The organism is Actinoplanes sp. NPDC051411 (assembly GCF_040682075.1).
In the GTDB taxonomy this organism is placed as follows: domain Bacteria; phylum Actinomycetota; class Actinomycetes; order Mycobacteriales; family Micromonosporaceae; genus Actinoplanes.
In genome coordinates this window covers 1-22,561 of record NZ_JBFBAD010000012.1, presented here as the reverse complement: position 1 = coordinate 22,561, position 22,561 = coordinate 1, and the positions used below count along the sequence as shown (strand labels likewise).

Annotated in this window: 18 protein-coding genes and 2 pseudogenes; 7 read left to right on the top strand and 13 right to left on the bottom strand. The window is 67.6% G+C overall.

All coding sequences use genetic code 11. From position 1 onward, the window contains the following. Nucleotides 1-9: 9 nt before the first annotated feature. From AB0M88_RS09225 to AB0M88_RS09200, 6 genes are all read right to left on the bottom strand, one after another. The gene (locus AB0M88_RS09225) at nt 10-861 is read right to left on the bottom strand and encodes a carbohydrate ABC transporter permease (protein WP_364097849.1); all 852 of its coding nucleotides are present in this window, start codon (nt 859-861) and stop codon (nt 10-12) included. A gap of 6 nt (nt 862-867) precedes the next feature. Then, nucleotides 868-1,809 carry a sugar ABC transporter permease gene (locus AB0M88_RS09220; RefSeq protein ID WP_364097846.1) on the bottom strand — a complete coding sequence of 314 codons (942 nt, stop codon included), beginning with the start codon at nt 1,807-1,809 and terminating at the stop codon, nt 868-870. A gap of 12 nt (nt 1,810-1,821) precedes the next feature. Beyond that, nucleotides 1,822-3,129 carry a sugar ABC transporter substrate-binding protein gene (locus AB0M88_RS09215; RefSeq protein WP_364097844.1) on the bottom strand — a complete coding sequence of 436 codons (1,308 nt, stop codon included), beginning with the start codon at nt 3,127-3,129 and terminating at the stop codon, nt 1,822-1,824. 164 nt (nt 3,130-3,293) lie between these two features. Continuing rightward, on the bottom strand, nt 3,294-4,217 hold the full coding sequence (locus AB0M88_RS09210; RefSeq protein ID WP_364097841.1) for an NAD(P)-dependent oxidoreductase: 924 nt from the start codon (nt 4,215-4,217) through the stop codon (nt 3,294-3,296). Next, nucleotides 4,214-5,356, bottom strand: coding sequence for an aminotransferase class I/II-fold pyridoxal phosphate-dependent enzyme (locus AB0M88_RS09205; RefSeq protein WP_364097838.1), 1,143 nt, complete (start codon nt 5,354-5,356; stop codon nt 4,214-4,216). Before AB0M88_RS09205 ends, AB0M88_RS09210 begins: the two co-directional genes overlap by 4 nt. A 29-nt stretch (nt 5,357-5,385) precedes the next feature. Then, entirely contained in the window at nt 5,386-5,604 is a 219-nt protein-coding gene (locus AB0M88_RS09200) for a hypothetical protein (protein WP_364097835.1), read from the bottom strand. 144 nt (nt 5,605-5,748) lie between these two features. Here AB0M88_RS09200 and AB0M88_RS09195 point away from each other — a divergent pair, with 144 nt between their 5' ends. The 3 genes from AB0M88_RS09195 (at nt 5,749) to AB0M88_RS09185 (ending at nt 9,039) form a co-directional block, all read left to right on the top strand. Then, a complete protein-coding gene (locus AB0M88_RS09195; protein WP_364097833.1) occupies nt 5,749-6,669 on the top strand; it encodes a helix-turn-helix transcriptional regulator in 921 nt (306 codons plus the stop codon). 96 nt (nt 6,670-6,765) lie between these two features. Beyond that, nucleotides 6,766-7,263 carry an N-acetyltransferase gene (locus tag AB0M88_RS09190; RefSeq protein WP_364097830.1) on the top strand — a complete coding sequence of 166 codons (498 nt, stop codon included), beginning with the start codon at nt 6,766-6,768 and terminating at the stop codon, nt 7,261-7,263. A gap of 360 nt (nt 7,264-7,623) precedes the next feature. Beyond that, a complete protein-coding gene (locus AB0M88_RS09185) occupies nt 7,624-9,039 on the top strand; it encodes a non-reducing end alpha-L-arabinofuranosidase family hydrolase (protein ID WP_364097827.1) in 1,416 nt (471 codons plus the stop codon). Nucleotides 9,040-9,172: 133 nt separating this feature from the next. Here AB0M88_RS09185 and AB0M88_RS09180 read toward each other — a convergent pair. Then, nucleotides 9,173-9,454: pseudogene (locus tag AB0M88_RS09180) on the bottom strand (cellulose binding domain-containing protein); the annotation flags it as partial. Between the two features lie 7 nt (nt 9,455-9,461). Here AB0M88_RS09180 and AB0M88_RS09175 point away from each other — a divergent pair. Then, nucleotides 9,462-9,650, top strand: coding sequence for a glycine zipper domain-containing protein (locus tag AB0M88_RS09175; RefSeq protein ID WP_364098074.1), 189 nt, complete (start codon nt 9,462-9,464; stop codon nt 9,648-9,650). Nucleotides 9,651-9,913: 263 nt separating this feature from the next. Here AB0M88_RS09175 and AB0M88_RS09170 read toward each other — a convergent pair. Then, nucleotides 9,914-10,393, bottom strand: a pseudogene (locus AB0M88_RS09170) (prolyl oligopeptidase family serine peptidase); the annotation flags it as partial. A 354-nt stretch (nt 10,394-10,747) separates the two neighbouring features. On the opposite strand from AB0M88_RS09170, the gene AB0M88_RS09165 reads away from it, so the two are divergent. After that, a complete protein-coding gene (locus AB0M88_RS09165) occupies nt 10,748-12,496 on the top strand; it encodes an RICIN domain-containing protein (protein WP_364097825.1) in 1,749 nt (582 codons plus the stop codon). 53 nt (nt 12,497-12,549) lie between these two features. Here AB0M88_RS09165 and AB0M88_RS09160 read toward each other — a convergent pair whose 3' ends face one another. From AB0M88_RS09160 to AB0M88_RS09140, 5 genes are all read right to left on the bottom strand, one after another. Continuing rightward, the gene (locus tag AB0M88_RS09160; protein ID WP_364097822.1) at nt 12,550-14,937 is read right to left on the bottom strand and encodes an RICIN domain-containing protein; all 2,388 of its coding nucleotides are present in this window, start codon (nt 14,935-14,937) and stop codon (nt 12,550-12,552) included. Between the two features lie 238 nt (nt 14,938-15,175). Next, nucleotides 15,176-16,345 (bottom strand): mandelate racemase/muconate lactonizing enzyme family protein, encoded by a 1,170-nt coding sequence (locus tag AB0M88_RS09155; RefSeq protein WP_364097819.1) that lies wholly within the window; start codon nt 16,343-16,345, stop codon nt 15,176-15,178. 31 nt (nt 16,346-16,376) lie between these two features. After that, nucleotides 16,377-17,288: a carbohydrate ABC transporter permease gene (locus AB0M88_RS09150; protein ID WP_364097816.1), complete on the bottom strand. Its 912-nt coding sequence runs from the start codon at nt 17,286-17,288 to the stop codon at nt 16,377-16,379. Between the two features lie 5 nt (nt 17,289-17,293). Further along, nucleotides 17,294-18,232: a sugar ABC transporter permease gene (locus AB0M88_RS09145; protein WP_364097813.1), complete on the bottom strand. Its 939-nt coding sequence runs from the start codon at nt 18,230-18,232 to the stop codon at nt 17,294-17,296. Next, nucleotides 18,229-19,572 carry an extracellular solute-binding protein gene (locus AB0M88_RS09140; RefSeq protein ID WP_364097810.1) on the bottom strand — a complete coding sequence of 448 codons (1,344 nt, stop codon included), beginning with the start codon at nt 19,570-19,572 and terminating at the stop codon, nt 18,229-18,231. Before AB0M88_RS09140 ends, AB0M88_RS09145 begins: the two co-directional genes overlap by 4 nt. A gap of 159 nt (nt 19,573-19,731) precedes the next feature. Between AB0M88_RS09140 and AB0M88_RS09135 the strand changes: the two genes are divergently transcribed. Then, entirely contained in the window at nt 19,732-20,502 is a 771-nt protein-coding gene (locus tag AB0M88_RS09135; protein ID WP_364097808.1) for a FadR/GntR family transcriptional regulator, read from the top strand. A gap of 102 nt (nt 20,503-20,604) precedes the next feature. Then, on the top strand, nt 20,605-22,530 hold the full coding sequence (locus AB0M88_RS09130) for a right-handed parallel beta-helix repeat-containing protein (protein ID WP_364097805.1): 1,926 nt from the start codon (nt 20,605-20,607) through the stop codon (nt 22,528-22,530). Nucleotides 22,531-22,561 lie beyond the last annotated feature (31 nt).

The window sequence follows — 22,561 nt, the reverse complement described above, 5'->3', positions numbered from 1 at the left end:
CCCCGCCGGTCAGCCCTTGACCGCCCCGGCCGACAACCCCGCGACGTAGTAGCGCTGCAGCGCGACGAACAGCACCACGCACGGCACCATGGCGATCACCGCGCCGGCCGCCAGCAGGCCGTAGTCGATCGACCCGTACGCGCCCTGCTGGAGGTTGAGCAGCGCCACCGGCAGGGTGTACAGCTCCTGTTTGGTCAGGAACGTCAGCGCCCCCAGGAACTCGGTCCAGGAGGCGAGGAACGCGTACAGCGCGGTGGTCGCCATGCCCGGCAGCACGAGCGGACGCAGCACCCGGGTCAGCGTCCGCACCGGCCCGGCGCCGTCGACGTTGGCCGCGTCCTCCAGCTCGTTCGGAACCGAGGCGAACGCGGTCCGCATGACGAACACGCCGAACGGCAGATTGACCGTGGTGTAGAAGAGCACCAGCCCGAGCAGGTTGTCGGTCAGGCGCATGGCGTTCAACTCAAGGAACAGCGGCGTCAGGATCGCCTGGAACGGGATCATCAGGGTGACCAGGATGAGCCCGAACGCGACACCGGAACCCCGGAAGCGGAACCGGCCGAAGCCGTACCCGGCCGCGGTGGCCAGCAGGGCGGTCAGCGCGGCGGTCCCGGCCGAGACGATGAGGCTGTTGAGGGTTGCCCGGGGAATGTTGCCGACGGCCGAGATATGCCGGAAGTTGCCGACGGTCAGGTCGAAGAACGTCGACCGGTCGGGCGCCGCTGTGATGACCGCGTTCGACTGCAGCGAACGAAGCAGCGCCCAGGCGAGCGGTGTCACGAACACGACCAGCGACAGCACGGCCGCCACCACGTACAGGAAGATCTTGGTGTTCTGCTCGGTGCGGGAACGCTCGGTCATGGTCGCTCAGTCCCTCTCGCGCAACAGCCAGAACTGGGCCGCGCTGATCAGGCCGACGACGATCACCAGCGCGATCGACAGCGCGGTCGCCGCGCCCACCTGAAGCTGCACGAACGCGCGCTGGTAGATGTACATCACGACCGGCGTGGTCTGCCGGCCCGGGCCGCCCTGGGTGAGGATGAAGAACTGGGTGAAGGCCAGGAACGACCCGATCACCGACAGGATCAGGCTCATCGCGATCGTGCGCCGCATCATCGGGATCGTGATGTGCCACTCGCGCTGCCACCACCCGGCGCCGTCGGTCTCGGCCGACTCGTAGGTCTCGCGCGGGATCGCCTGCATTCCGGAGAGCAGCAGCACCATCGTCAGGCCGGAGACGCCCCACACGACCAGCACGCTGACCAGCCCGGTGGCCAGCGGCGCGTCGACCAGCCAGGCGGTGCTGCCGTCGGTGATGCCCAGCGCCTTGAGCACGACGTTGACAGCGCCGCTGTCCGGCTGCGCCTCCAGCACGGTGATGAAGCTCAGCGTGCTCAGGCCGATGACGTACGGAAGGAAGAAGATGGTCCGCAGCAGGGTGGAACCCCGGCGCCGGGCCCGCACCACGACGGCCATCGCATAGCCGATCAGCAGGATCGGCACCGTCACGATCGCGGTGTAGAGCAGCGTGTAGAGCACCGACTGCCCGAACGCGGTGTCGGTGAACATCGCCCGGTAGTTGCCGAGACCGATGAACCGGTAGGAGCCGATCAGCGGCCAGTTCGTCATCGAGATGTAGATCGCGAAGACCAGGGGCACCAGCACGAAGGCGGCCACGAACAACAGCGCCGGGGTCACCATCGCCCACGCGGTCCGGGTGGGATGGGTCAGCGAACCCCGCCGTCGCCGGGCGCGGTGGGCGGCCTTCGCCGCCGCACGGGTACGGGCCGGGGCCTCGGACACCGCCATGCTCTGCTCACCTCACAGCTGCGCCAGTTTCAGGATGCGGTCGAAGCTGACCTGCCCGGCCTTCAGCGCACCGTCGACGTCACCGTCGAACACGGCTCGCCGGAACATGGCGATGAACGGGCTGTCCGGCTGGTTGTAGAGGAGGTTGTAGGCCAGCGTCGGCGGAGCGTACCCGCGGCCGAGCCGGTCGAGCGGGGCCACGGCCTGAGGGAACTTCCGGCGGAAGTCCGCGGTCGCGACGTCGGACCGAACCGGCGTGTACCCGCCGGTGGGCAGCACGGCCTGCTGCGCCGGATCGAGCGCGAACCGGATGAACTCCCACGCGCCGGACGGGTTCTGCGCGCCCCGCGGAATAGCGAAGTTGTCACCGCCGTCGAAGAACGCCTGCCCGCCGTCGGGGCCGGCCATCAGGACCACGCCCGTACGGGCGCGCATCTTGTCGTCCGCGGACAGCACCGCGACCGCGTAGTTGGCCGGGAACAGCCCGACCGTTCCGGCGCGGAAGTCGCTGCCCCAGGCGGTGGCGGCGTCGGCGAAGTTGGGCTTCGGCAGCAACCCCTCCTGCCACATCGTCCGATAGAGCTCGAGCGTGCGGCGGACCACGGCATTGCCGGCGACATCGCCGGTCTGAGCGCCGACGTCGCCGGCGATCGTACGGGCGTCGGCGGCCCAGATGTGCGGCTGCACGACGAAGCCGAGAACGCCCGGCGAGTTGCCGGCGATCGACCAGCCGTAGATCTCCGGCCCCAGCGCGCGCACCCGCCGGGCCGCGTCCAGATAGCCGTCGAAGCTCGACAACGACCGCTCGGGATCCACGCCGGCCCGGTCCAGCAGCTCACGGTTGTAGAAGAGCGCCGAGTTGTCGGCCAGGAACGGCACCGCGTACAGCCGCCCGTCGCGCGTCGCCAGGCGCAGGTGACCGGGGCTGAGCTTGGAGCGGTACGGCAGCGCGTCGACGACCGGAGTGATGTCGGTGAGTGCGTCCCGGTAGAGGAACAGCATCGAGTTGATGTCGTCGATGTCCACGACGTCGGGCACCCGCCGGCCGCGGATCGCGGTCGCCAGCTTCGTGACGTACTGGCTGTCGAGCACCGGGGTGAGCTCCACCCGCAGCCGGTCGTGGGCCTGGTTGAAGCGCTGCACGACGACCTCGACGCCGGTGCGGGTGGCGGACCGGCACCAGAGCCGCACGGTGCCGCTCGCGCCCTCGCCGAACCCGGCGACGCTCACGTCCGGCTCGGGCAGCGTCGCGCCGCACGCCGGCAGGAGGGCACCGGCCGCGCCGAGGCCGGCGATCTTCAGCATGTCCCGGCGGTTCATCGCTCCCTCCCGTCCTGCCGCCGGCCCCTTTCCGACAGGCGCGTTCAGCCTCCCGCCGGCCCGGAACGCCGGTCAACATCCCGCCTTTCGCAAGGCCAGAAGGCCCGATCGCGAATTGCGAAAGATCGCCGCGCGGCGCACCGGCCGACCGCCGGACGGCAGGATCAAGTCAGAAGGTTCTGTGGACGGCCGGCCAGATAGCCACTCAGATTGGCGTACAACTCGACGAGGTTCGTAGCTCGAGCGTCGGCGGTATACCAGGCCGTGCCGGGGCTCAGCACCACATTGTCCAGACTGCGTATGTCACCGTCCGCCGTGTCGTCCAGATCGTCCAGACCGGCGCCGGCGAGCCGCCGGGCGGCCAGCATCCGCACCAGGGCCGCCTGTTCGACCAGTTTGCCGCGGCACGTGTTGATCAGCACCGCCGAGGGCTTCAGTAAGGCGAGCCGATCGGCGCCGAGCAGGCCGCGGGTGCTGTCGTTCAACGGCACATGCAGTGATACGACATCACTTCGCCGTAACAGATCGTCCAACGGCACCACTGTCAGCCCGGGAACCGGCGCGCCGTTGCGGCTCGCGGCAATGACCCGCATCCCGAATCCGCCGGCGATGCGGGCGGTCGCCCGGGCTGTTCGTCCGGTGCCTATCAGCCCCAACGTACGGCCGGCCAATCCCATGCTGAGGAAGGGTCCGTAGACGTGGCTTTCTCCTCGTCGGACCGCCTCGTCGGCCGCCGGCAGCCGACGGGTGACCGCGAGCAGCAGGCCGAATACATGTTCCGCCACCGCCGTCTGAGAATAGGTCGGGCAGTAACTGACCGAAATATCGGCCTCTCGCGCCGCGTCCAGGTCGACGAAGTCGAAACTCGTGGTCACCAGGCTCAGATGGCGCACGCGCCGCACCTCACTGAGTATCTCGCGCGTCAATGCGGTCCATTCGACGATCGCGATGTCGCACGCCGACAGCCGGTGGATGGCCGTCTCGGGATCGGGACGATCCGGAAACACCTCGAATTCCCCAAGAGCCGCGATACGGCAATGCCACGAACCCGGCAGGTAGGTCGGCGTGTCCAGATAGATGATCCTCATCGGGCGTCCGACAGCGGTTGTCCGGCTCCGAGCAGGCCCGGAACGCGGGTGATGACGTCGTGCATCCGCCGGCAGGCGCTGTCGAACATGACCGAGTCGCGTGCGAGAGCAACGCGGACATACGCCGCGCCAAGCCGGGGCTCACCCCAGAAGAAATGCTCACCAGGCAGAATCCCGATGCCGTCGGCGCCGAACGCGCGTACCACGTCGAGGCCGCTGAGATGCTCGGAATCGACGTACACCCATTCGACGCTCAGCAGCCGGCCCTGCCTCCTGGGTAAAAGCACCGATCCCCGCAGCGCATCGTCCAGCAACTCGCGGTTACTTCGAATGTGGTGGTACACCGAACGCTCGAATCCCCGCCTCTCGGTGTCCGCGAGGTACTCGACGAGCAGTCGTAGTACGAACGGGCTCACATTCAGGAGTAGATCGCTGTGGGGCGCCGTCAGCCCGCCGTACACGTCGGCGCTCGACGCCAGAATGCTGCACTTGAGTTCCAGAGTCGGCCATGTCTTGCCGGTGTCCTCGATGCAGACATAGCTGACGCCGGACCGGTCGAGCATCTCGTACTGGTCCCACGCCGGCTGACCGTCGAAGAAGCGGAAGGTCCAGTCCACGATGAGCATCTTGCCGGCCGCCGCGCACCGCTCGGCAAGGTTCTGTAATCCGGCCGGGTCCAAAGTGAATCCGGTCGGATTGTTCGGCAGAACAAGGAAGAGCGCGTCGACGGCAGTCGCGGCGATGGTCTGGGCCAGCCGTTCACCACGTAGGCTCGCCTCGCTCACCGCCGTCAGTTTCACGCCGCGGCGCGTGAGCATCGCCGCCAGGTTGTCGAAGCAGGGCTGCAGCAGGCCCACGGACATCCTCCGGGCGCCGAGGAAAGCGGCGACGAGGTCGATGGACTGGGATGCCGACGGGCACAACAGCGTGCGAGGATGCCGGATCGCCCGGTGCTGGTGCGCCAACCGGTAGAAGGTCTCCTGGAAGGAGGCCTCGAGGTCGGCCTGCGGCGTCCGCTCGCCGTCGGCGAAGACGGTCGGCAGCCCTCTGATGATCTCGCGCTGCACCGGATCCTGCATTTGATGTGCATGGCCGTCAGCGAGGTTGAACTGCTTGCCCAGCCCGACTCGCTCATACATCGTGAGATTGGTGAATCTGGGTGTAGTGCTCACAAGGATCTTCCATTCTCATGATCTCGAATGTCATTGCCACGGTCGCGGATGGTGAACCGGCCGACCAGGTCATAGGCGAGCAGGGCTGCTGCGAGATATCGATCAACGGTGGGTTCGATCAGGATGGAGGCGGTAATGATCAATCCGAATGCCGGTGTGACGACAATGGAAGATCTTTGTCGCACCGCCTTCATTGACGCCCTGGCCCTGATCATCGGACCTCCTTCTTTGCACCAGACGGTACGGACGGCTCGACCGGGGGTGCAAGGGGTCTCTGTACTATGGAGTCAGAGCCTGTTAGCGACACTAAACGGGACGCGCGGTCTGTCCCCGATAAAGATGCGTTGAGGTAACGGATCATGTTCCCACGCCAGCGCAACGTTGTGTTTGAGGCAGTTCTCGAAGATCTGTTGAACGCCCCGTCGGTAGTCGGGAACAGAAAAAAGTTGGCTCGCGCGATCGGCGTCAACGAGGCGACGATCTCGCATTACCTGCATGGGCGGATCAAGCCGAGCTTTGACGTGTTGCTGGCGATAGCCAATTTCTTCAACGTCAGCCTCGACTATCTGGTCTTTGGCGAGCGGCCGCTGGCTCCACTACAGGATGAGTCCACCGGCGTGCGCGCCGACATCCGGCGTGCGGTTGTCGAAGCCAGCGACCTGCGCGGACGCCAGCTCGACATGGTGGCACGGATCAGCCGACGCCTGCAGACCCAGATCGAGGAGGCCGCCCGCAGCCTGACCGAGATCGGCGATAGTCAACGTCCGGTCGGGTTCGTGACCGACGCTGAGGCCATCGGCATGGAAGCCTGCATCACGCGGATGAGGATCATGACCCGGCTCTTCCAATCGGACACCAACGAAGGCGAGCCGGGAGCGTTCTTCGAGGTGGTCGCCGAAAATCTGCGCCGGGCGCGGCCCTACCAATACCTGCTCTACGGCGAACGCGCCGACTGGGCGCCCCAGGTCGAAAAATTCCGCTTGCTGGTCGAGCGCGCGGGCCTCTCGACCGAGCTGTTGCGAGAAAGCCTGCAGTTCAGGTGCGTCGCCGAGGAACTCGTGACTTCGGTCTGCATTCTCGATCTTGACATGTCGCTGATCGAGCGGCGCGAACCCATCCTGCTGGAACGCCATCGCGACAACATTTCGCCGCATGGCGTATGGGCCTACCTGTCCATCGAGCGGGCCGACGCCCAGGGAGGCGTCACGATCGAGCCTCTCTACCTCCAGTCGACCCTGCGGCAATTCAGCCGCGATTGGAATATCGCCAAACCCTTATAAACCGCCAAATGCCCGAGCTCCCGGTATCCGATCGCGGTGTCCGGCCCGGGAGGTATGCTCCCATGCAGCCTTTTCTTGGATCGGTGGGAGCACGACATGACCTCAGCAGCCTCGTCATCCCCGGAGTGGTCTTTCGTGCCCGGCTCCTTCGTGGTGCCCGAAGAGCTGGATCGCGCCGGATTCCGGCTGGTGCCGCTGCGCCCGGAGTTCAATGACGAGGACTACGCCGCCTGGCAGACGAGCCAGGCTCACATCCGTGACACGCCCGGCTTCGCCACCTACGGCTGGCCGATCGAGATGACCCTCGCCCAGAACCTCCAGGATCTCGAGCAGCACTACACCGAGTTCAAGCAGCGCGAGGGCTTCACCTATTCGGTCCTCAAGGGCTCGGAGATCATCGGCTGCGTCTACATCTACCCCTCCGCGGCACGCGAGCCCGGTGTGGCCGAGGTCCGGTCCTGGGTTCGCGCGGATCACGCGGCGCTGGACCGGCCGCTCTACGAGATGATCGGCAGCTGGTTACGCGACGAGTGGCCGTTCGAGCAGGTCCGCTACGCTCCGCGCGACCGCGAATTTGAGCTCGCGGATCACTGACGGCCGCGGTCTGCCCGTCGACCGGCGTGTAAGCCCCGGGCGTGCTGCTCCGCCCGGCCGCGGGGCCGGCGACGTCAGAACTTCAATCGGTTCTGCCAATTGGGTGATGGATGATCGTGCGGTTTAGCGCAATGAGCGAGAACTGTTCGCTGAAAAGGTGTTACGGCCGGCCGCCGGTGCTTTGATCTGCGGCCTTCCGGCAGGTCCGGCCTGGTTCGGCTGCTCGCTGATTCGTTGTCGGCGTCTCCGCATTGAGCCCGTGGGAGCGCTCCCGTAGCATCCCTGACACGCGTTGTTAACGCTCACTACGCAGCGACCCCCGCGAATGCGTAGAACGCGATCCTGTCAGGAGAAAGTGCTATGAAGAGATTCAGGGTGACGAATGTCGGCCTGGCGGCCGGTGTCGTGCTGCTGGCGTCGGCCGCGGTCGCCGTCGCGCTGCCGGCGCAGGCCGCGTCCGCGGGTTGTTCGGTGTCCTATGCCGTGTCGTCGCAGTGGCAGGGCGGATTCGGTGCCACCGTGTCCGTCACCAATCTGGGCGACCCGTTGAACGGCTGGACGTTGACGTGGTCGTTCGGTGCGGGGCAGGCCGTCACGCAGGCCTGGAACGCGTCGGTGACCCAGAGCGGCTCGGCGGTGACCGCGAAGAACGTGAGTTACAACGCCGCGGTCGCCGCCGGCGGCACGGCGTCCTTCGGCTTCAACGGCTCGTGGACGGGCAGCAACCCCGCGCCGACGAACTTCGCCGTCAACGGCGTGGCCTGCACCGGCAGCACGGGCCCGACCACCGGCCCGACCACGGGCCCGCCGACCACCCCGCCGACCACCCCGCCGACCACGTCGCCCACGACACCGCCGCCGACGGGTGGCAGCTGCACGCTGTCGTCGAGCTACCACTGGACGTCGACCGGGCCGCTGGCCACCCCGAAGTCGGGGTGGGTGTCCTTGAAGGACTTCACCAACGTCGTCTACAACGGCAAGCACCTGGTCTATGCGTCGAACGTCTCCGGTTCCGGGTACGGCTCGATGAACTTCGGCCTCTTCACCAACTGGTCGGACATGGCCTCCGCGAGCCAGAACGGCATGAGCCAGGGCACGGTGGCGCCCACGCTGTTCTACTTCGCGCCGAAGAACATCTGGGTGCTCGCGTACCAGTGGGGCCCGACCGCGTTCAGCTACAAGACCTCCAGCGACCCGACCAACGCCAACGGGTGGTCGTCGGCCCAGACGCTGTTCACCGGCAGCATTTCCGGCTCCAGCACCGGCGTCATCGACCAGACGGTCATCGGGGACGGCCAGAACATGTATCTGTTCTTCGCCGGTGACAACGGCAAGATCTACCGGGCCAGCATGCCGATCGGGAACTTCCCGGGCAGTTTCGGCTCGTCGTACACCACGGTGATGAGCGACTCGACGAACAACCTGTTCGAGGCGGTTCAGGTCTACAAGGTCCAGGGCCAGAACCAGTACCTGATGATCGTCGAGGCGATCGGGAGCCAGGGCCGCTATTTCCGCTCGTTCACGGCCTCCAGCCTGGGCGGCTCGTGGACCCCGCAGGCGGCCAGTGAGAGCAACCCGTTCGCGGGCAAGGCCAACAGCGGCGCGACGTGGACCAACGACATCAGCCACGGCGACCTGGTGCGCAGCAACCCCGACCAGACCATGACCGTCGACCCCTGCAACCTGCAGCTGCTCTATCAGGGCAAGGACCCGAGCGCGGGCGGCTCCTACGACCAGCTGCCGTGGCGGCCGGGTGTGCTGACCCTGAAGCGCTGACGCAACAGGGCGGGGGCTTTTCCGCCCAGGAACCGACTTCGGCCAGGCCCGCCGCTCCGGCGGACCTGGCCGATGCTGTACGACGCGGTCGTCCACTGTCGACGACCAAGGGGACCGGGCGGTTACCGGCGTCCTAGATTCCGGTGCAGGTCATGGTCGGTGTCGCGGCTGCGGTTCCCGACACGATCACACCGAAGCTGGTGCCGGCGCCTGGCGCGAGCGTGCCGTTGTAGGCGGCGTTGGTCACCGTCGCCGTGCTCCCGTTGGTGCTCAGCGACCCGTTCCAGACCTGGCTGACCGACTGCCCGGAGCCGAGCGTCCAGCTCACCCGCCAGCCGGTGGTGCTCGCCGAGCCGGTGTTGGAGACGGCGATGTCGGCCTGGAAACCTCCCGGCCAGCTGCTGACGACGTGGTAGCCGGCCGTGCACCCGGCGGACTGGGCCGGGGGAGTGGTCGGTGCACTGGTCGGCGCGCTGGTCGGTGCACTGGTGGGCGGCGTGCTCGGCGGGATGGTGCTGGGCAGCTGCGAGAAGAACTTCGAGATCTCGCCGGCGGTCCAGGTCCGGGCGCCGCTGGTCGCCGTGGACCCGTCCACCGGGTCCGGGGTGTGATCGCCGTCGAAGGCGGCCCACTCCACCGGATATCCGGCCCGGCACCCGGCATAGCTGGTCGCGATGTGGGTGAGGCTTCCCTGGGCCGGCTCGCGCGGGCTCTGGGCGGTGCAGCCGTTGTTGCGGACGAAGGTGTCGCGCAGTGAGCGGCCGAGCGAGATGTTGAGCACGCTGTCGTGGATGCCGTGGATTCCCAGGTAGGCGACGGGCTGCGTGCCGCCGTCGCAGCCGCTCAGATTGGCGCCGGAGAGGACGGCCACGGCGCGGAAGACGGTGGGGCGGGCGCATGCGACGGCGTAGCTCATGGCGCCGCCGTAGCTCCAGCCGAGAGCGAACAGCTGCGACGTGTCGACGCACAGGCCGCCCTCGATCAGGTTGGTCAGGTCGTCGACCAGGGTCAGATCGCGGCCGCCGGTGTTGGCCCATCCGTTGTCGATCCCCTGCGGTGCCACCAGGATCGCGCCGTTGTCCGACAACTTCTGCTGCCCGTAGTACGCCCACACCGATCCGTCCGGGCCGCCGGTCGCCACGTCGTTGGCGGTTCCGTTCAGCCAGTGGAAAGCGAAGATCAGCTTGTACGGCCGGTTCCGGTCGTAGTTGTCGGGGATGTGCAGGATGTAGGTCCGGTTGAGACCGCTGCTGACGATCGTGTGAGTGCCGTTCGCGAGCGCGGGTGACTTGCCGCATCCGGCGGTGGTGGAGGTTGCGGCCGCTGAGGCGGTCCCACCGAGCAGTCCGGTCATGAGTGCGGCCCCGAGCGCCAGCGTGGCAGCGGCGGCGAGTGCACGTCTGAACATGGGGTGGTTCCTTCCTGGGCAGGTCTTGGGAGCGCTTCCATCTACGTTCACCAATGTTGCCAACTCGTTGCCGAACGCAACAGGTCCGACCATTCGAGTGGGCCGCTCATAACGGCTTTTCACGAGGTAGTTGTGTCTTGACAGGCGGGGGCGAGGTTCCTACGTTGAGGCGGAAAACGTTTTCCTAGTTTCCTGATCACCCGCCTGTCCCGCGGCCTCGCCGGGCGGGCGCCGTCCACGATGGATCCGGCTTCCACCGAGCCGGGCCAGAAAACGCGACCTCGGAAAGGACCCCTGTCCATGACCCCGACCGTCCCCGTCGGTTCCCGCCGGACGCCTCGCCGCTACCCGCTGGCGTCCTCGGCCGCGCTCCTCGCGGGCGCCCTCGTCGTGAGCGGCCTCGCCGCCGTCCCGGCGTCGGCCGCGACCGCCTCCAACACCCTTACCGTCAACGCGGCCCAGGTGCTGCGGCCGGTGACCCACGTCGCCACCGGCAGCCTCTACGGCCTGGCCAACGCGACACAGCCGTCGGTCGCGCTGGCGAGCGCGATCAAGCCGAACACCTTCGTCCAGATGCCCGCCGGTGGTCACCAGCAGCCCACCGGCGACATCTCGGTCGTGGCTCCGACCGCGGTCGCCGTCGGCGCGAAGCTGGTCAACCGGCTGTCCGACTACTACGCCGGCTGGCCCTACCAGTTCAGCTGGAGCACCTGGACGCCCTTCGTCAACTCGCAGATCACCGCGATGAAGCAGTCGTCGTACTACAACAGCATCGCCGCCTACGCGCCCTGGAACGAGTCGGACAACACCTGGAATTCGGCCAACGGCACCTACGAATCCTTCTGGACGACCACGTTCCGGCAGATTCGCTCGCTCGATCCGAACAAGCCGATCCAGGGCCCCAGCTTCTCCGACAACATCGGCGACATGCGGAACTTCCTGCAGAACGCGGTCGCGACCGGCACCGTGCCGGACATCCTGGCCTGGCACGAACTCACGCGGTCGTCGAAGATCGCCGGCGACGTGGCCACCGTCCAGGGGATCGAGGACTCGCTGGGCATCAGCCGGCGGCCGATCGCGATCGAGGAGTACGCCGCTCCGAGCGAGGTCGGGCTGCCCGGACCGCTCGTCGGTTACATCTCGAAGTTCGAACGGCTCGGTATCCACGATGCCGAGCTGGCCTTCTGGAACCAGTCCGGTGCCCTCGGAGACCTCCTGACCGGACGCGGCGGAAGCCCGAACGCCGCGTACTGGCTCTACACCTGGTACGCCGCGATGACCGGCAACATGGTGGCGACCACTCCGCCCGCCCAGACCGGCATCGACGGATTCGCGGCCGTTCCGTCCGGCGGCAACCAGGTCAGCATCGTCGCCGGGAACTGCTCCGGGTCGTGCGCGGTGACGGTCAACGGGCTCAACTCGCTCAATCTCGGCAGCACGGTCACGGTGAAGGTGGAGGAGACGGTGTCGCTCGGCCGTACGGTCGCGTCCGCGGGGCCGAGCACGGTCTCGACCGCCACCTACACGCCGGCCAACGGCTCGATCTCGATCCCGGTCACCATGGCCACGAACAACGCCTACCGCATCACGATCACGGCCGGCTCCGGCGGCTCCACGCCGTCGCTGTCCGGCGACTACCGCATCTCCAACGCCAACAGTGGTCTGCCGCTGGCCACGCTGAACGGCGGCACCGCGTGGGGCACCGCGGCCGTCCAGGCCACGGCGAACGGCAGCACGTCACAGGTGTGGACCATGGTCTCGGACGGCGCCGGCCACTACAAGATCACCAACAAGGCCGACGGCCTGGTCCTCGGCATCCAGAACGCCTCGACCAGCCAGGGGGCGCCGGCCCTCGTGTGGGGTGACTCCGGCACCGCCGACCACCTCTGGACGGCGGTTCCCGACGGCTCCGGCCACTACAAGATCTGGAACGTCAACAGCGGCCTGCTGCTCGGCGTCACCAACATGAGCACCGCCTCCGGCGCCCAGGTGCTCCAGTGGTCGGACAGCGGCACCGCCGACCACCTCTGGAACTTCGCCCGGGCCTGACATCCCGCGGCGGTGGCCGGCCCGGTCTGCCGGGCCGGCCACCTCAGCCGTTGTCAGGTGCTCAGACTCCACCGCTGGTTGGGGCCGCCGTTGCACGACCAGAGGATGATCTTCGTGCCGTTGGCCGTCCCGGCGGCGTTGGCGTCCAGGCACAGGCCCGACTGCACGCCGGTGATCGTGCCGTTGGTGTTGAGGTTCCACTGCTGGTTGGTCTGGCCGTTGCAGTCCCAGATGATCGCGGCGGTGCCGTTGGTGGTGCCTTGGCCGTTGGCGTCGAGGCACTTGTTGCCGTACACCTGCAGCTGCCTGCTCGAGGTGTACGTCCAGCGCTGGTTCGAGCCACCCGTGCAGTCGTAGAGCTGTTCCTGGGTGCCGTTGGCGGTGGCGGCGTTCGGCACGTCCAGGCATCGCCCGGAGGCCACCCCCACGATCTCGCCGGTCTGGCCGCCGGGGGAGGACGACGAGGTGACGCCGGCGGAGGCCATCACCTGCTGAGCACCGGACGGCCAGCCGCCGCCGGAGACGGTGGTGTTGCCGGAGACGTTGTTCCCCCGGTCGCCGTTGGCGATGTAGGTCGTCCCGTTCGTCGTCCAGTTGCCCGTCACGGTCAGGTTGCCGGTGTTGTTGTTGCCGTTGGCGTTGGCCGTGGACCAGACGCCGACGTCGGAGAAGACGTTGCCGGTGGCGCTGTAGTACCGGGAGCCCTCGTCGAAATAGAGGCCGAAATAGCCGTGGGTGTGCAGGCAGTAATTGCCGCTGATGACGGCGCCGGGGTTGGCGGACAACGTGTAGACACAGCCGCCGTCGTTCATCTGCTGCATGACATCGTGGACGTAGTTCCCGGTGATCCGGTTGCCGGTCTCGGTCGTGGACGTGCTGTAGCGGGGCTGGTAGTTGTAGAGGCCCCGGTTGGCGTAGTCGTTGCTGCCGCCGGCGTCGTTGGCCCCCCAGCCGTACCCGATCGCGATGCCGGAGTACGGCAGGTTGTACATCTCGTTGTGGTCGACGACCGCGTTCGTGACATAGGTCGCGAGGACCGAGGTGACGCCGCGATAGTCGAGGCCTACGTCGTGGATCACATTGCCGCTGACGGTGATGTTCTGGTTGGTCATGCGGGTGTCGCTGGGATGGTGGGCGTCCGCCTGCACGCCCCCGACGACGACGGCGCCGGCCGCGATTCCGGTGAATGTCGAGCCGGTCACGCTGATCGAGGAGGCGCCCAGCCCGATCCCGGAGGCGTGCGCGCCGGCGTCGTTGCCGATGCCGAGCGCGGCCTGGCCGAGACCGGTGAACTGGTCGCCACTGAAGGTGATCGTGTTGGCGGCGGAGACCTGGACGGCGGCCGGCATCTGGCTCCAGTGGGGGCGGGCCGCCTCGAACGCGGTGCACCCGGACGAGCAGGAGCCGAACGACGGCCACGACCAGTTGCCCGCGAGGTAGGCGCCGGTCTGCTGGTCGGCGTAGCCCTGGCTGCTGCTGGGACCGAGCCAGCTGGTGCCGGTGAAGGTCAGCCCGGACAGCGCGATGTGGTGTGCGGGTGAGGCGTAGGTTCCGCCCACGTCGACCAGCGACTGCAGGGTGGGTAGTTCGACGTCGGCGGTCGCCATGTTCTCACCGGAGCGGGGAATGTAGGACAACGTTCCCGTTCCCGGGTCCAGATACCATTCCCCCGCGGCGTCGAGGAATTCGTAGGCGTTCTCGAGGTACATCGGTCCGGCCCGGAAGGGACTGGTGAGCGTGTCGTACCCGAAGTTGTTGTTGTTCCAGGCCGGCTGCTGCATCGTGAGCAGGTTGCCGGCGATGCTCTGCACCGGCGAATACCGGTCGGTGAAGGAGTTGACGGCCTCCACCTCGATCCGGCTCTGATTCGGCACGGAGTTCAGATAGGTCAGAGCGGAGCTGGTGAATCGCAGGCCGGTGCCGTTCGCGCTGAAATCGGAGCGGCTCACCTGGGTGCGTGCCCGGATCGCCGGGCTTCCGTTGACGGAGAGCTGCCGGGCGTCGATCCCGGTGCCGACGCCCGCCTGCCAGATGTTCCTCGACGTGTCGGCGAGGTGCCAGCCGGTGATCTGCCGGGCGCCGGTGACCACCGGATGCGCGCCGGACGCGGCCTGCCAGCGCACGGTGTAACCGTTGGCGCCCGAGTCGGCCGCGGTGAACCGCAGCGGGGTCGCGAGCCGGTATGTCCCGTCGGCGAGCTGGACCACGACGTCGCCGGACATGCCGGCGGTCGCGGACCGCACCGCCGTCTGAGCGGCGGTCAGCGAACAGGGCTGCGCGCTCGAGCAACTGCTGCCGGTGCCGGACGGCGATGCGTAGAGGGTCGTGGTGGCCGCGAGGGCCGGCGAGGCGGGGGCCGCCACGGCTGACGCGGCTACCGCGAGGGCGGCCGCGGCCGTTGCCAGGCGGCGCGGGTTGCGGCCGCTTCGATGTCTGTTCATGCGATTCGTCCTCCTCAACGCTGCCTGAGGTCGGCCGACGGTCGCGTCGGCCGGGCGGCGTCGACCGGCGGGGAGTCGGGGAGCGACCGGCGCGACGCCGTATCGGGTCGGTGGAGGACCCGGAGTCGCGCGAACCGGTTCGAAGGCAATCGGGGCGTAAAGTTCCTGCAACATAGGTCGTACGTATGATGAATGTCAAGTGGCATTCATCGATATGCGACCGTGGTGGCGCGCGCTCTCAGGCCGGCGCGCCGGCCCGGTACTCCCGGGCGGAGTCGGGCACCAGTCGCAGACCGGCGCGGCCGGGCCGGACGTGCGGGCCCGCTGTCGCGGCCGACGGGTTGACCGCCGGCGCGGCTTCGATGCGGCTCTCGTCGACTCGGATGCCGAGCCCCGGTTCGTCGCCGAGCACGATGCCTCCATCGGTGAATTCCTGGTCGACGGCCAGGCCGATCGGCGGGATCAGGTCCTGCACCTCGAAGGCCAGGTGGTTCGGGATCGCGGCGGCGGCGTGCGCGAGCGGGTTGGCGTGGTACGCGACCGGGCTGACCGGCAGATCACGGCTGTGCGCGACGGCGGCCACCCGCAGGAAGTGGGTGATGCCCCAGACGTTGCCGACCTGGACGATGTCGATCGCGTCGGCGTCCAGAAGGGGCCGATACTGTTCCAGGCCGGTGAGGTTCTCGCCGGTGGCGACCGCGGCCCGAATGCCGCGCCGGACCGAGGCGAGGCCGGCCGCGTCCCAGCGGCGCACCGGCTCTTCGACCCAGGTGAGGTCGACCCGGCGCTCCAGCGCGGTGACGAACCGTACGGCTTGCGAGCGATTCCATGATTCGTTGGCGTCGAACATCAATGCCGGCTGGGTGGAGTTGCGACCGAGCAGGTCGCGCAGCGCCTCCAGCCGGCGAAGATCGCTCTCAAGGTCGCGACCCCCTTTGAGCTTGGCCGCGTGGAACCCGCGCTCGGCGAAGCGTTCGTACAGGCGGATCAGGGCGTCGTCGTCGAGCGCGATGTCGAGGCCGGAGGCGTACCCGGGTACGAAACGGTCGAGCGCGCCGAGCGTACGCCAGAGCGGCTCACCGGCCGCCTTGGCCTTGAGATCCCACAGAGCCATGTCGATGGCGCCGATCGCGCCGAACGTCGCTCCCGAATGGCCGGTCTTGAAGACACGGTCGAGCATCCGGTCGTAGAGCGCCGAGACGGCCCGCGGGTCCTGGCCCTCCACCGCGGCGAAGACCCGCTCGATGTCGCCGTGCTCGCCGAGGCCGATTCCCTCGAGGCCGGTGTCGGTCTGGAGGATCAGGACGTGTACGTCGGTGAGCGGTTGTGGCATCACTCCGTTGGCGTCACCGATCAGCCGTCGCCAGTCGTGTCGTGTGGTCAGGCTGCGGTACCCGGTGACCTTCACAGATGCTCCATCGTGTCGTCGGTGGTGGGGCTCATTCCTTGGTGCCGCCGGCCGTCATGCCGGCGACCAGGAAGCGCTGTGCGAACAGGAAGACGATGAGAACCGGCAGGACCGAGATGACGGTGGCGAGGGCCAGGGTCGGCAGTTGCACGGACTGGGTGCCGGCCGAGCTGGGGTTGAACGCCGGCGTCGAGGCCAGTAGCGAGGTGAGGCCGACCTGGATCGGGTAACCGTCGCTGGAGGGCAGCATCACGAACGGCAGGAAGAAGTTGTTCCAGCTCTGCACGAAGCTGAAGAACGCGACGAGCGCGACGATCGGCGCGGCCAGAGGCAGCGCGACCTTGCGGAAGACCTGGAACTCGGTGCACCCGTCGATCCGGGCCGCGGCGAGCAGGTCGCGCGGGATGCTCGTCGAGAAGTAGATGTAGGTGAGATAGACGCCGAAGGGAAAGAAGGCCATCGGCAGGATCACCGCCAGCGGGCTGCCGATCAACCCGACGACGTTCAGCTCGAGGAAGATCGGCAGCACCAGGGCGGTGCCCGGGACGAGCATGACGATCAGCGTCATGACCAGCATCAGCCGCCGGAACCGGAATTCGGTCAGCGCCATCGCGTAGCCGGCCGGGATGCTCGCGACGAGCGTGATCGCCAGAGCGCCGAGGGCGTACAGCGCCGAGTTGCCGACCCATGTGGTCACCGCGCCGTCCTGGAACCCGAAGAGCTGCTTCCAGTTCTCGGCCGCGTTGCCGAGACTGCCGGGCAGGAACGGGTCGCTGACGATGAGCCCGTGCGCCGTCTTCGTCGTGGCCAGCAGCAACCAGACGATCGGGATGACGAAAAACAGTACGAAGACCGTCAGGACGACGACGAGGATCGCCCGTACGCTCCATCCGCTGATGCCGCGGCGGTCCGCCGCCGGCTGATCCATTTCCGCTGTGACCATGACCGTCAGTCCGTCTCGAAGAGGCCGCCGCGGGTCACGAAGACCGCCGACAACGCGAGGGCGATGACGAGCAGCAGCAGCGAGATCGCGGCTGCCCCGTTGAAGTCGTTCTGCTGGAAGGCGTACTGGTACGCGAGCTGGTTGAGCGAGTAGTCGTTGGGCACGACCGCGTTGCTGGCCTGTGAGAGGAGTTGCGGCTCGACGAACAGCTGCGTGCCGGCGGCCAGCGACATGATCCCCATGTACGAGATCCACTTGCGGAGCAGCGGCAGCTGAATGCGCCAGGCGATCTGCAGCGCTCCGGCGCCGTCGATCCGCGCGGCCTCGATCACCTCGGCGCTGATGTTGTTCAGGGCGCCGTACATGATGACGATCCAGCCGCCCGCTCCGGTCCAGAAGGCGATGACGGCGAAGATGACGGGCAGATGACCGGGCACGATGACCTGGACGAAACTGGTGAAGCCCATCAGCCGGAGCAGCCCGCCGACCGGGCTCGCCGTCGGGTCGAGCACGAAGAGCCAGAGCAGGACGCTCGAGGCTCCGGCCAGGGCGCCGGGGAGATAGAAGACCAGTCGCAGGGTCCGGCTCAGCCAGCGCACCCGCACCGCGTGCACCACGATGGCCAGCAGGGTGACGAGCACGACGAGGGCCACCAGCCAGATCGCCAGATACAGAGCGACGTGGGCCACGGCGGGCAGGAAGCGGAAGTCGCTGGTCACCTTGCGGAAGTTGCCGATTCCGGCGAAGCCGCCGTCACCATCGGTGAACGCGAGGTACACGGCGTAGAGGGCCGGCAGGACGCCGAACGCGAGCGACAACGCCCCGTACAACGCCACGAAGCCGTAGCTCGTCGCGCTGCGCGTGGTGCCCCCGCGCCGCCGGCCGGAAGGCCGGTGGCGCGGAGCGCTGGCGGATCGGGTAGCCAGTTCGTCGGCGATCGTCATTTGACCGTGTAGCCGTCGACCTGGGCCTGGTTCTTGATCGCGGTCTGCCACTGCGGCAGCATGTCGGTCAGATTCTTGCCGCCGGCGACGGCCGGCGTCATCGTCTTGGCCCAGATCGCTTCCTGGCTGAAGATGCCGGAGCCCCAGCCGTCCCAGATCTCCGTGCCCGCCTTGATCACCGGCTGCAGATCGCTGGCGTAGTAGCCGCTGGACTGCTGCTTCTTGATCCACTTGTCGGCGGCCGCGGCGAACGCCGGGTAACCGGGCGCGAGGTTCACCTGGTAATCGTCCGCGGTCGTGACGAACTCGACGAACTTCTCGGCCGCTTTGAGGTTCGCCGAATGGCTGCTGACGAACCAGGTGCCGCCGCCGACGTTGCCGGTGACCGGGGTGTCGCCACCCCAGGCCGGCGGAGCGGCCACGCCCAGCTGGCCCTTCGGCACGTTCAGCGACTGGGGATTGTTGAAGATCGCACCGGCGTACCAGGCCGGGCCGGGCGCCATCAGGACCTTGCCGGCGTACTTCTTGACGAACTCGGGCGTGAACACGCTGACGTTCGGCGTGGTGCCGTTCTTGATCAGCGTGTCGAGCATCGTGGCGGCACGCCTGCACTCGTCGGTGGCGGTGTTGACGGTGACCGTTTTCGGGCCGGTGACGTCGTTGGCCTGGCATTTGCTGGCCCAGAAGTAGACCTCGGGGGTCCAGGCGTCCCCGACCGTGCCGACGATGTAGCCCGGGTGCTGCTGGGCCACCTTCTCGCCGAGGGCCTGGTATTGCTCCCACGTGGTGGGGACGGTGTAGCCGAACTTGTCGAGCAGGCTCTTGTTGTACCAGAGGACCACCTGGGCAAGGTCATTACGCAGGCAGTAGACCTTGCCCTCGACGGTGCACGGCCCGAGCGAGCCGGCGGTGAAGCCGTCGAGGGTCGTTTTCGGGACCAGGCCCTGGTTCAGGACCGCGGCGAAGGCCGGTTTGCCGTTGCTCTTCTGGCTCGCCCACGCCGCGTCGTTGTTCTGGCTTGAGAAGACCACGTCCGGCCAGCCGCTGCCCGCCCGGTCGAAAAGCTGCATCTTGGTGCGGAACGAGTTCGACCCGTTCGCCGAGCCGTCGTAGCTGACGACCTTGAGCTTCACGCCGGGGTTCGCCTTCTTGAAGGCGTCGACCGCGGTCGACCGGTCGGCGTCCACCCACACCGTGATCGTGGCGGTGTCGTCCTGCTTGACCTGAGGGAAGCCGAAGGTGCCGGAAGAGGAGGAGCCACCCTTGTTGCCGCAGGCGACGAGACTGAGACCGAGGAGCACGACTGCCGTACCGCTCAACACCCGTGTCAAACCGTACATAGGGGTTTCCTTTGTTTGTCGACCCTGTTAAGGAGCGCCACGCCGAGGAGAGTAAGGCCATACGTATGATGTCTGCAAGACCGCGCCTGACGGCCGACCGGTTCTGCGGCGTACACTCATCCGGCGGTGCTGGCCGCGCGGGCGCCATCCGGAGGAGACATGACGGCAGGGCAGCGAGCGACGGACGGTGCCCCTCCCGCCCCGGCGTGGTCACAGCGGCCGGCGAGCCTGGCCCGGGCCCTCACCGCCGAGCTGGTCGACCGGATCGTCCGCGGGGTGCATCCGCCGGGCTCGACGTTGCCGCCCGAACCGGTGCTGTGCGAGACCTTCTCGGTGAGCCGCACCGTCGTCCGGGAAGCCATGAAGGTTCTTCAGGAAAAGGGCCTGGTGCAGGTCCGCCAGGGTTCCGGCACGATCGTCACCCCCGCGACGAGCTGGGACATGCTCGACGAGCTGGTGCTGGGGGTCGCCATCGCCGAGGACGGCACTCTGGCGATATTGGACGATCTCGTGGTCACCCGGCGGCTGCTCGAGTCGGACATGGCCAACGTGACGGCGCGCTCAGCTGACGAGGAGACCGTCGAGCAGCTGCTCAGCCTCGTCGGACGCATGGACGAGCTGGTCGACGACCCGGTGGCCTACGCCGACCAGGACCGCGCCTTCCACGACACGATCATGCGAGCCTCCGGCAACCGGATCGCCCGCGCGGTGGTCCGCGCGCTGGAGAGTCAGGCCATCAACACCGCTCGTTATCTGGGTCGCACCGACCGGACGCTGTGTGTCGCGTCCAACGCCGGCCACCGCCACATCTACGAGCGCATCGCGGCCCATGATCCTTCCGGCGCCTCCGAGGCGATGTTCACGCACATCACCGAGGCGTGGGTCGTCCGCCGCAGCGGCCGGACTGCTCCCGGCCGCCTGCAGCGCTAGCGCCGCCCCTTCCGGCTTGACGGCTTTCCGGGTCACGCGTATCTATAGATCAGACGTCATACGAATGATGGCCGTGATCGTCGCGAGACGAGGAGGCAACGCGTGAGACTCCTTCCGATAATCGCCGCAGCCGGCGTACTGGTAACCGGCGGCGGCCCGGCGCTCGCCGCACCACCTCAACCCAGCCGGACCACGATCGTGGTTTCACCCACCGGCAACGACCGCGCGCTGAGCCAGGCACAGGCCAGAGCCCGCGCGGCGGTCCGCGCCGGACGCACGGTCACCGTCGAGCTGAAGAACGGCACCTATCGGCTCGACCGGCCGCTGCGCTTCACCGCCGCCGACTCCGGGGTCAGCTGGACCGCGGCTCCCGGAGCGCACCCCGTGCTCTCCGGCGGGCGGGACGTGACCGGATGGACCTCCTACGACAAGACCAAGAACATCTTCGTGGCGCGGGTGCCGAAAGGGCGGGACAGCCGGCAGCTCTATCGCAACGACCAGTCGGCCCCTCGGGCCGCCGTCAAGATCTCTCGGAGCGACATGACGGTCACGACGGCCGGCATGCAGATCAACAACCCCGCTCTCGACTATCTGGCGACCCTGCCGGACCAGAAGCGGATCGAAGTCGAGAGCCAGGACTCGTTCACCGACCGGTACGCCCCGGTCCAGAGCATCAGCGGGACCACGGTCACGATGCGGCAGCCGGCCTGGCAGAACAACAACTGGGGGTACGACACCCTGGCGCACCCCTTCGCGGGCGGCCAGCTGTTCCTGGAGAACGCGTACGCCTTCCTGCAGGAAGGTCAGTGGTACCTGGACCCGGCGTCCGGGAAGTTGTACTACCGGGCCGCGGCCGGTGAGAACCCGAACCAGGAGTCGTTCGTTCTGCCGTCGCTGGAGTCGTTGGTCCAGATCGCCGGCTCCTACGCTCGCCCGGTCCACGACCTGAGCTTCTCCGGGCTTCAGTTCTCGTATTCGACCTGGCTGTCGCCGGGCAGCCCGATCGGTTACGCCGATCAGCAGAACGGCGCCTTCATCCCGAAGGCCTACCCGCAACCGGCCGACTACCTGACCAGCTGTCAGTCCGGCTGTCCGCAGTTCGAGGGCGCCCGCAACGGCTGGAACCAGATGCCGGCCGCGGTGCAGGTGGCCGCGGCCACCCGGGTTCGCTTCGCCGACGACACCTTCGCTCACCTCGGCCAGGTCGGCCTGGGGCTCGGCCTGGACGCCGATGCCAACGCGACCGGGATCGGCCTCGGCGTCACCGAGACGACCGTCCACCACAACGTGTTCACCGACCTCGGGGGCGCCGGTGTCGTGGCGGGCGGCGTCCAGCCGGACGCACATCATCCTCGAACGGCCGCGATGGCCTTGCGGAACATCACCATCGACAACAACCTCGTGACCGATGTCGCCAGGGACTACAAGGAGATGTCCGGCATTCTCTCGACCTACGCCGACCACACCGTCATCGCTCACAACGAGGTGTCGAACCTCGCCTACGACGGGATCGACGTCGGCTGGGGCTGGGGAGCCAACGACGCGGGTGGCAGCACCGACTACCAGAACCGCGGGCTCTACGCCTACCAGCCGGTCTACACCACGCCGACGACTCTGCGGAACACCCAGGTCACCGACAACCTGGTCCACGGAGTCAAGAAGGTCTTCCACGACGGCGGCAGTCTGTACAACCTCTCCGCCAATCCCGGCTCGGTCTTCAGCGGCAACTACATCTACGACACGCAGCACACGGTCGGGCTCTACCTCGACGAGGGCTCCCGGTATGTGACCGAGCGGAACAACGTTGTGCAGGACTGCGGCGTATGGGTGTTCACGAACTCGTACGGCACGATCAACAACACGAGTGACAACGTCATCGCCCACAACTGGTACAACGCGGGCGTGACCCAGACGCCGAACGCGGTGGAACACAACAACCAGCTGGTCGACAACGTCGAGGTGACCGGCACGGCGTGGCCGGCGGACGCCCAGCAGGTGATCGCGAACGCCGGCATCGACACCCACTGACAGTGCGGGGCCCGGGCCCGGGGGCCCGGCC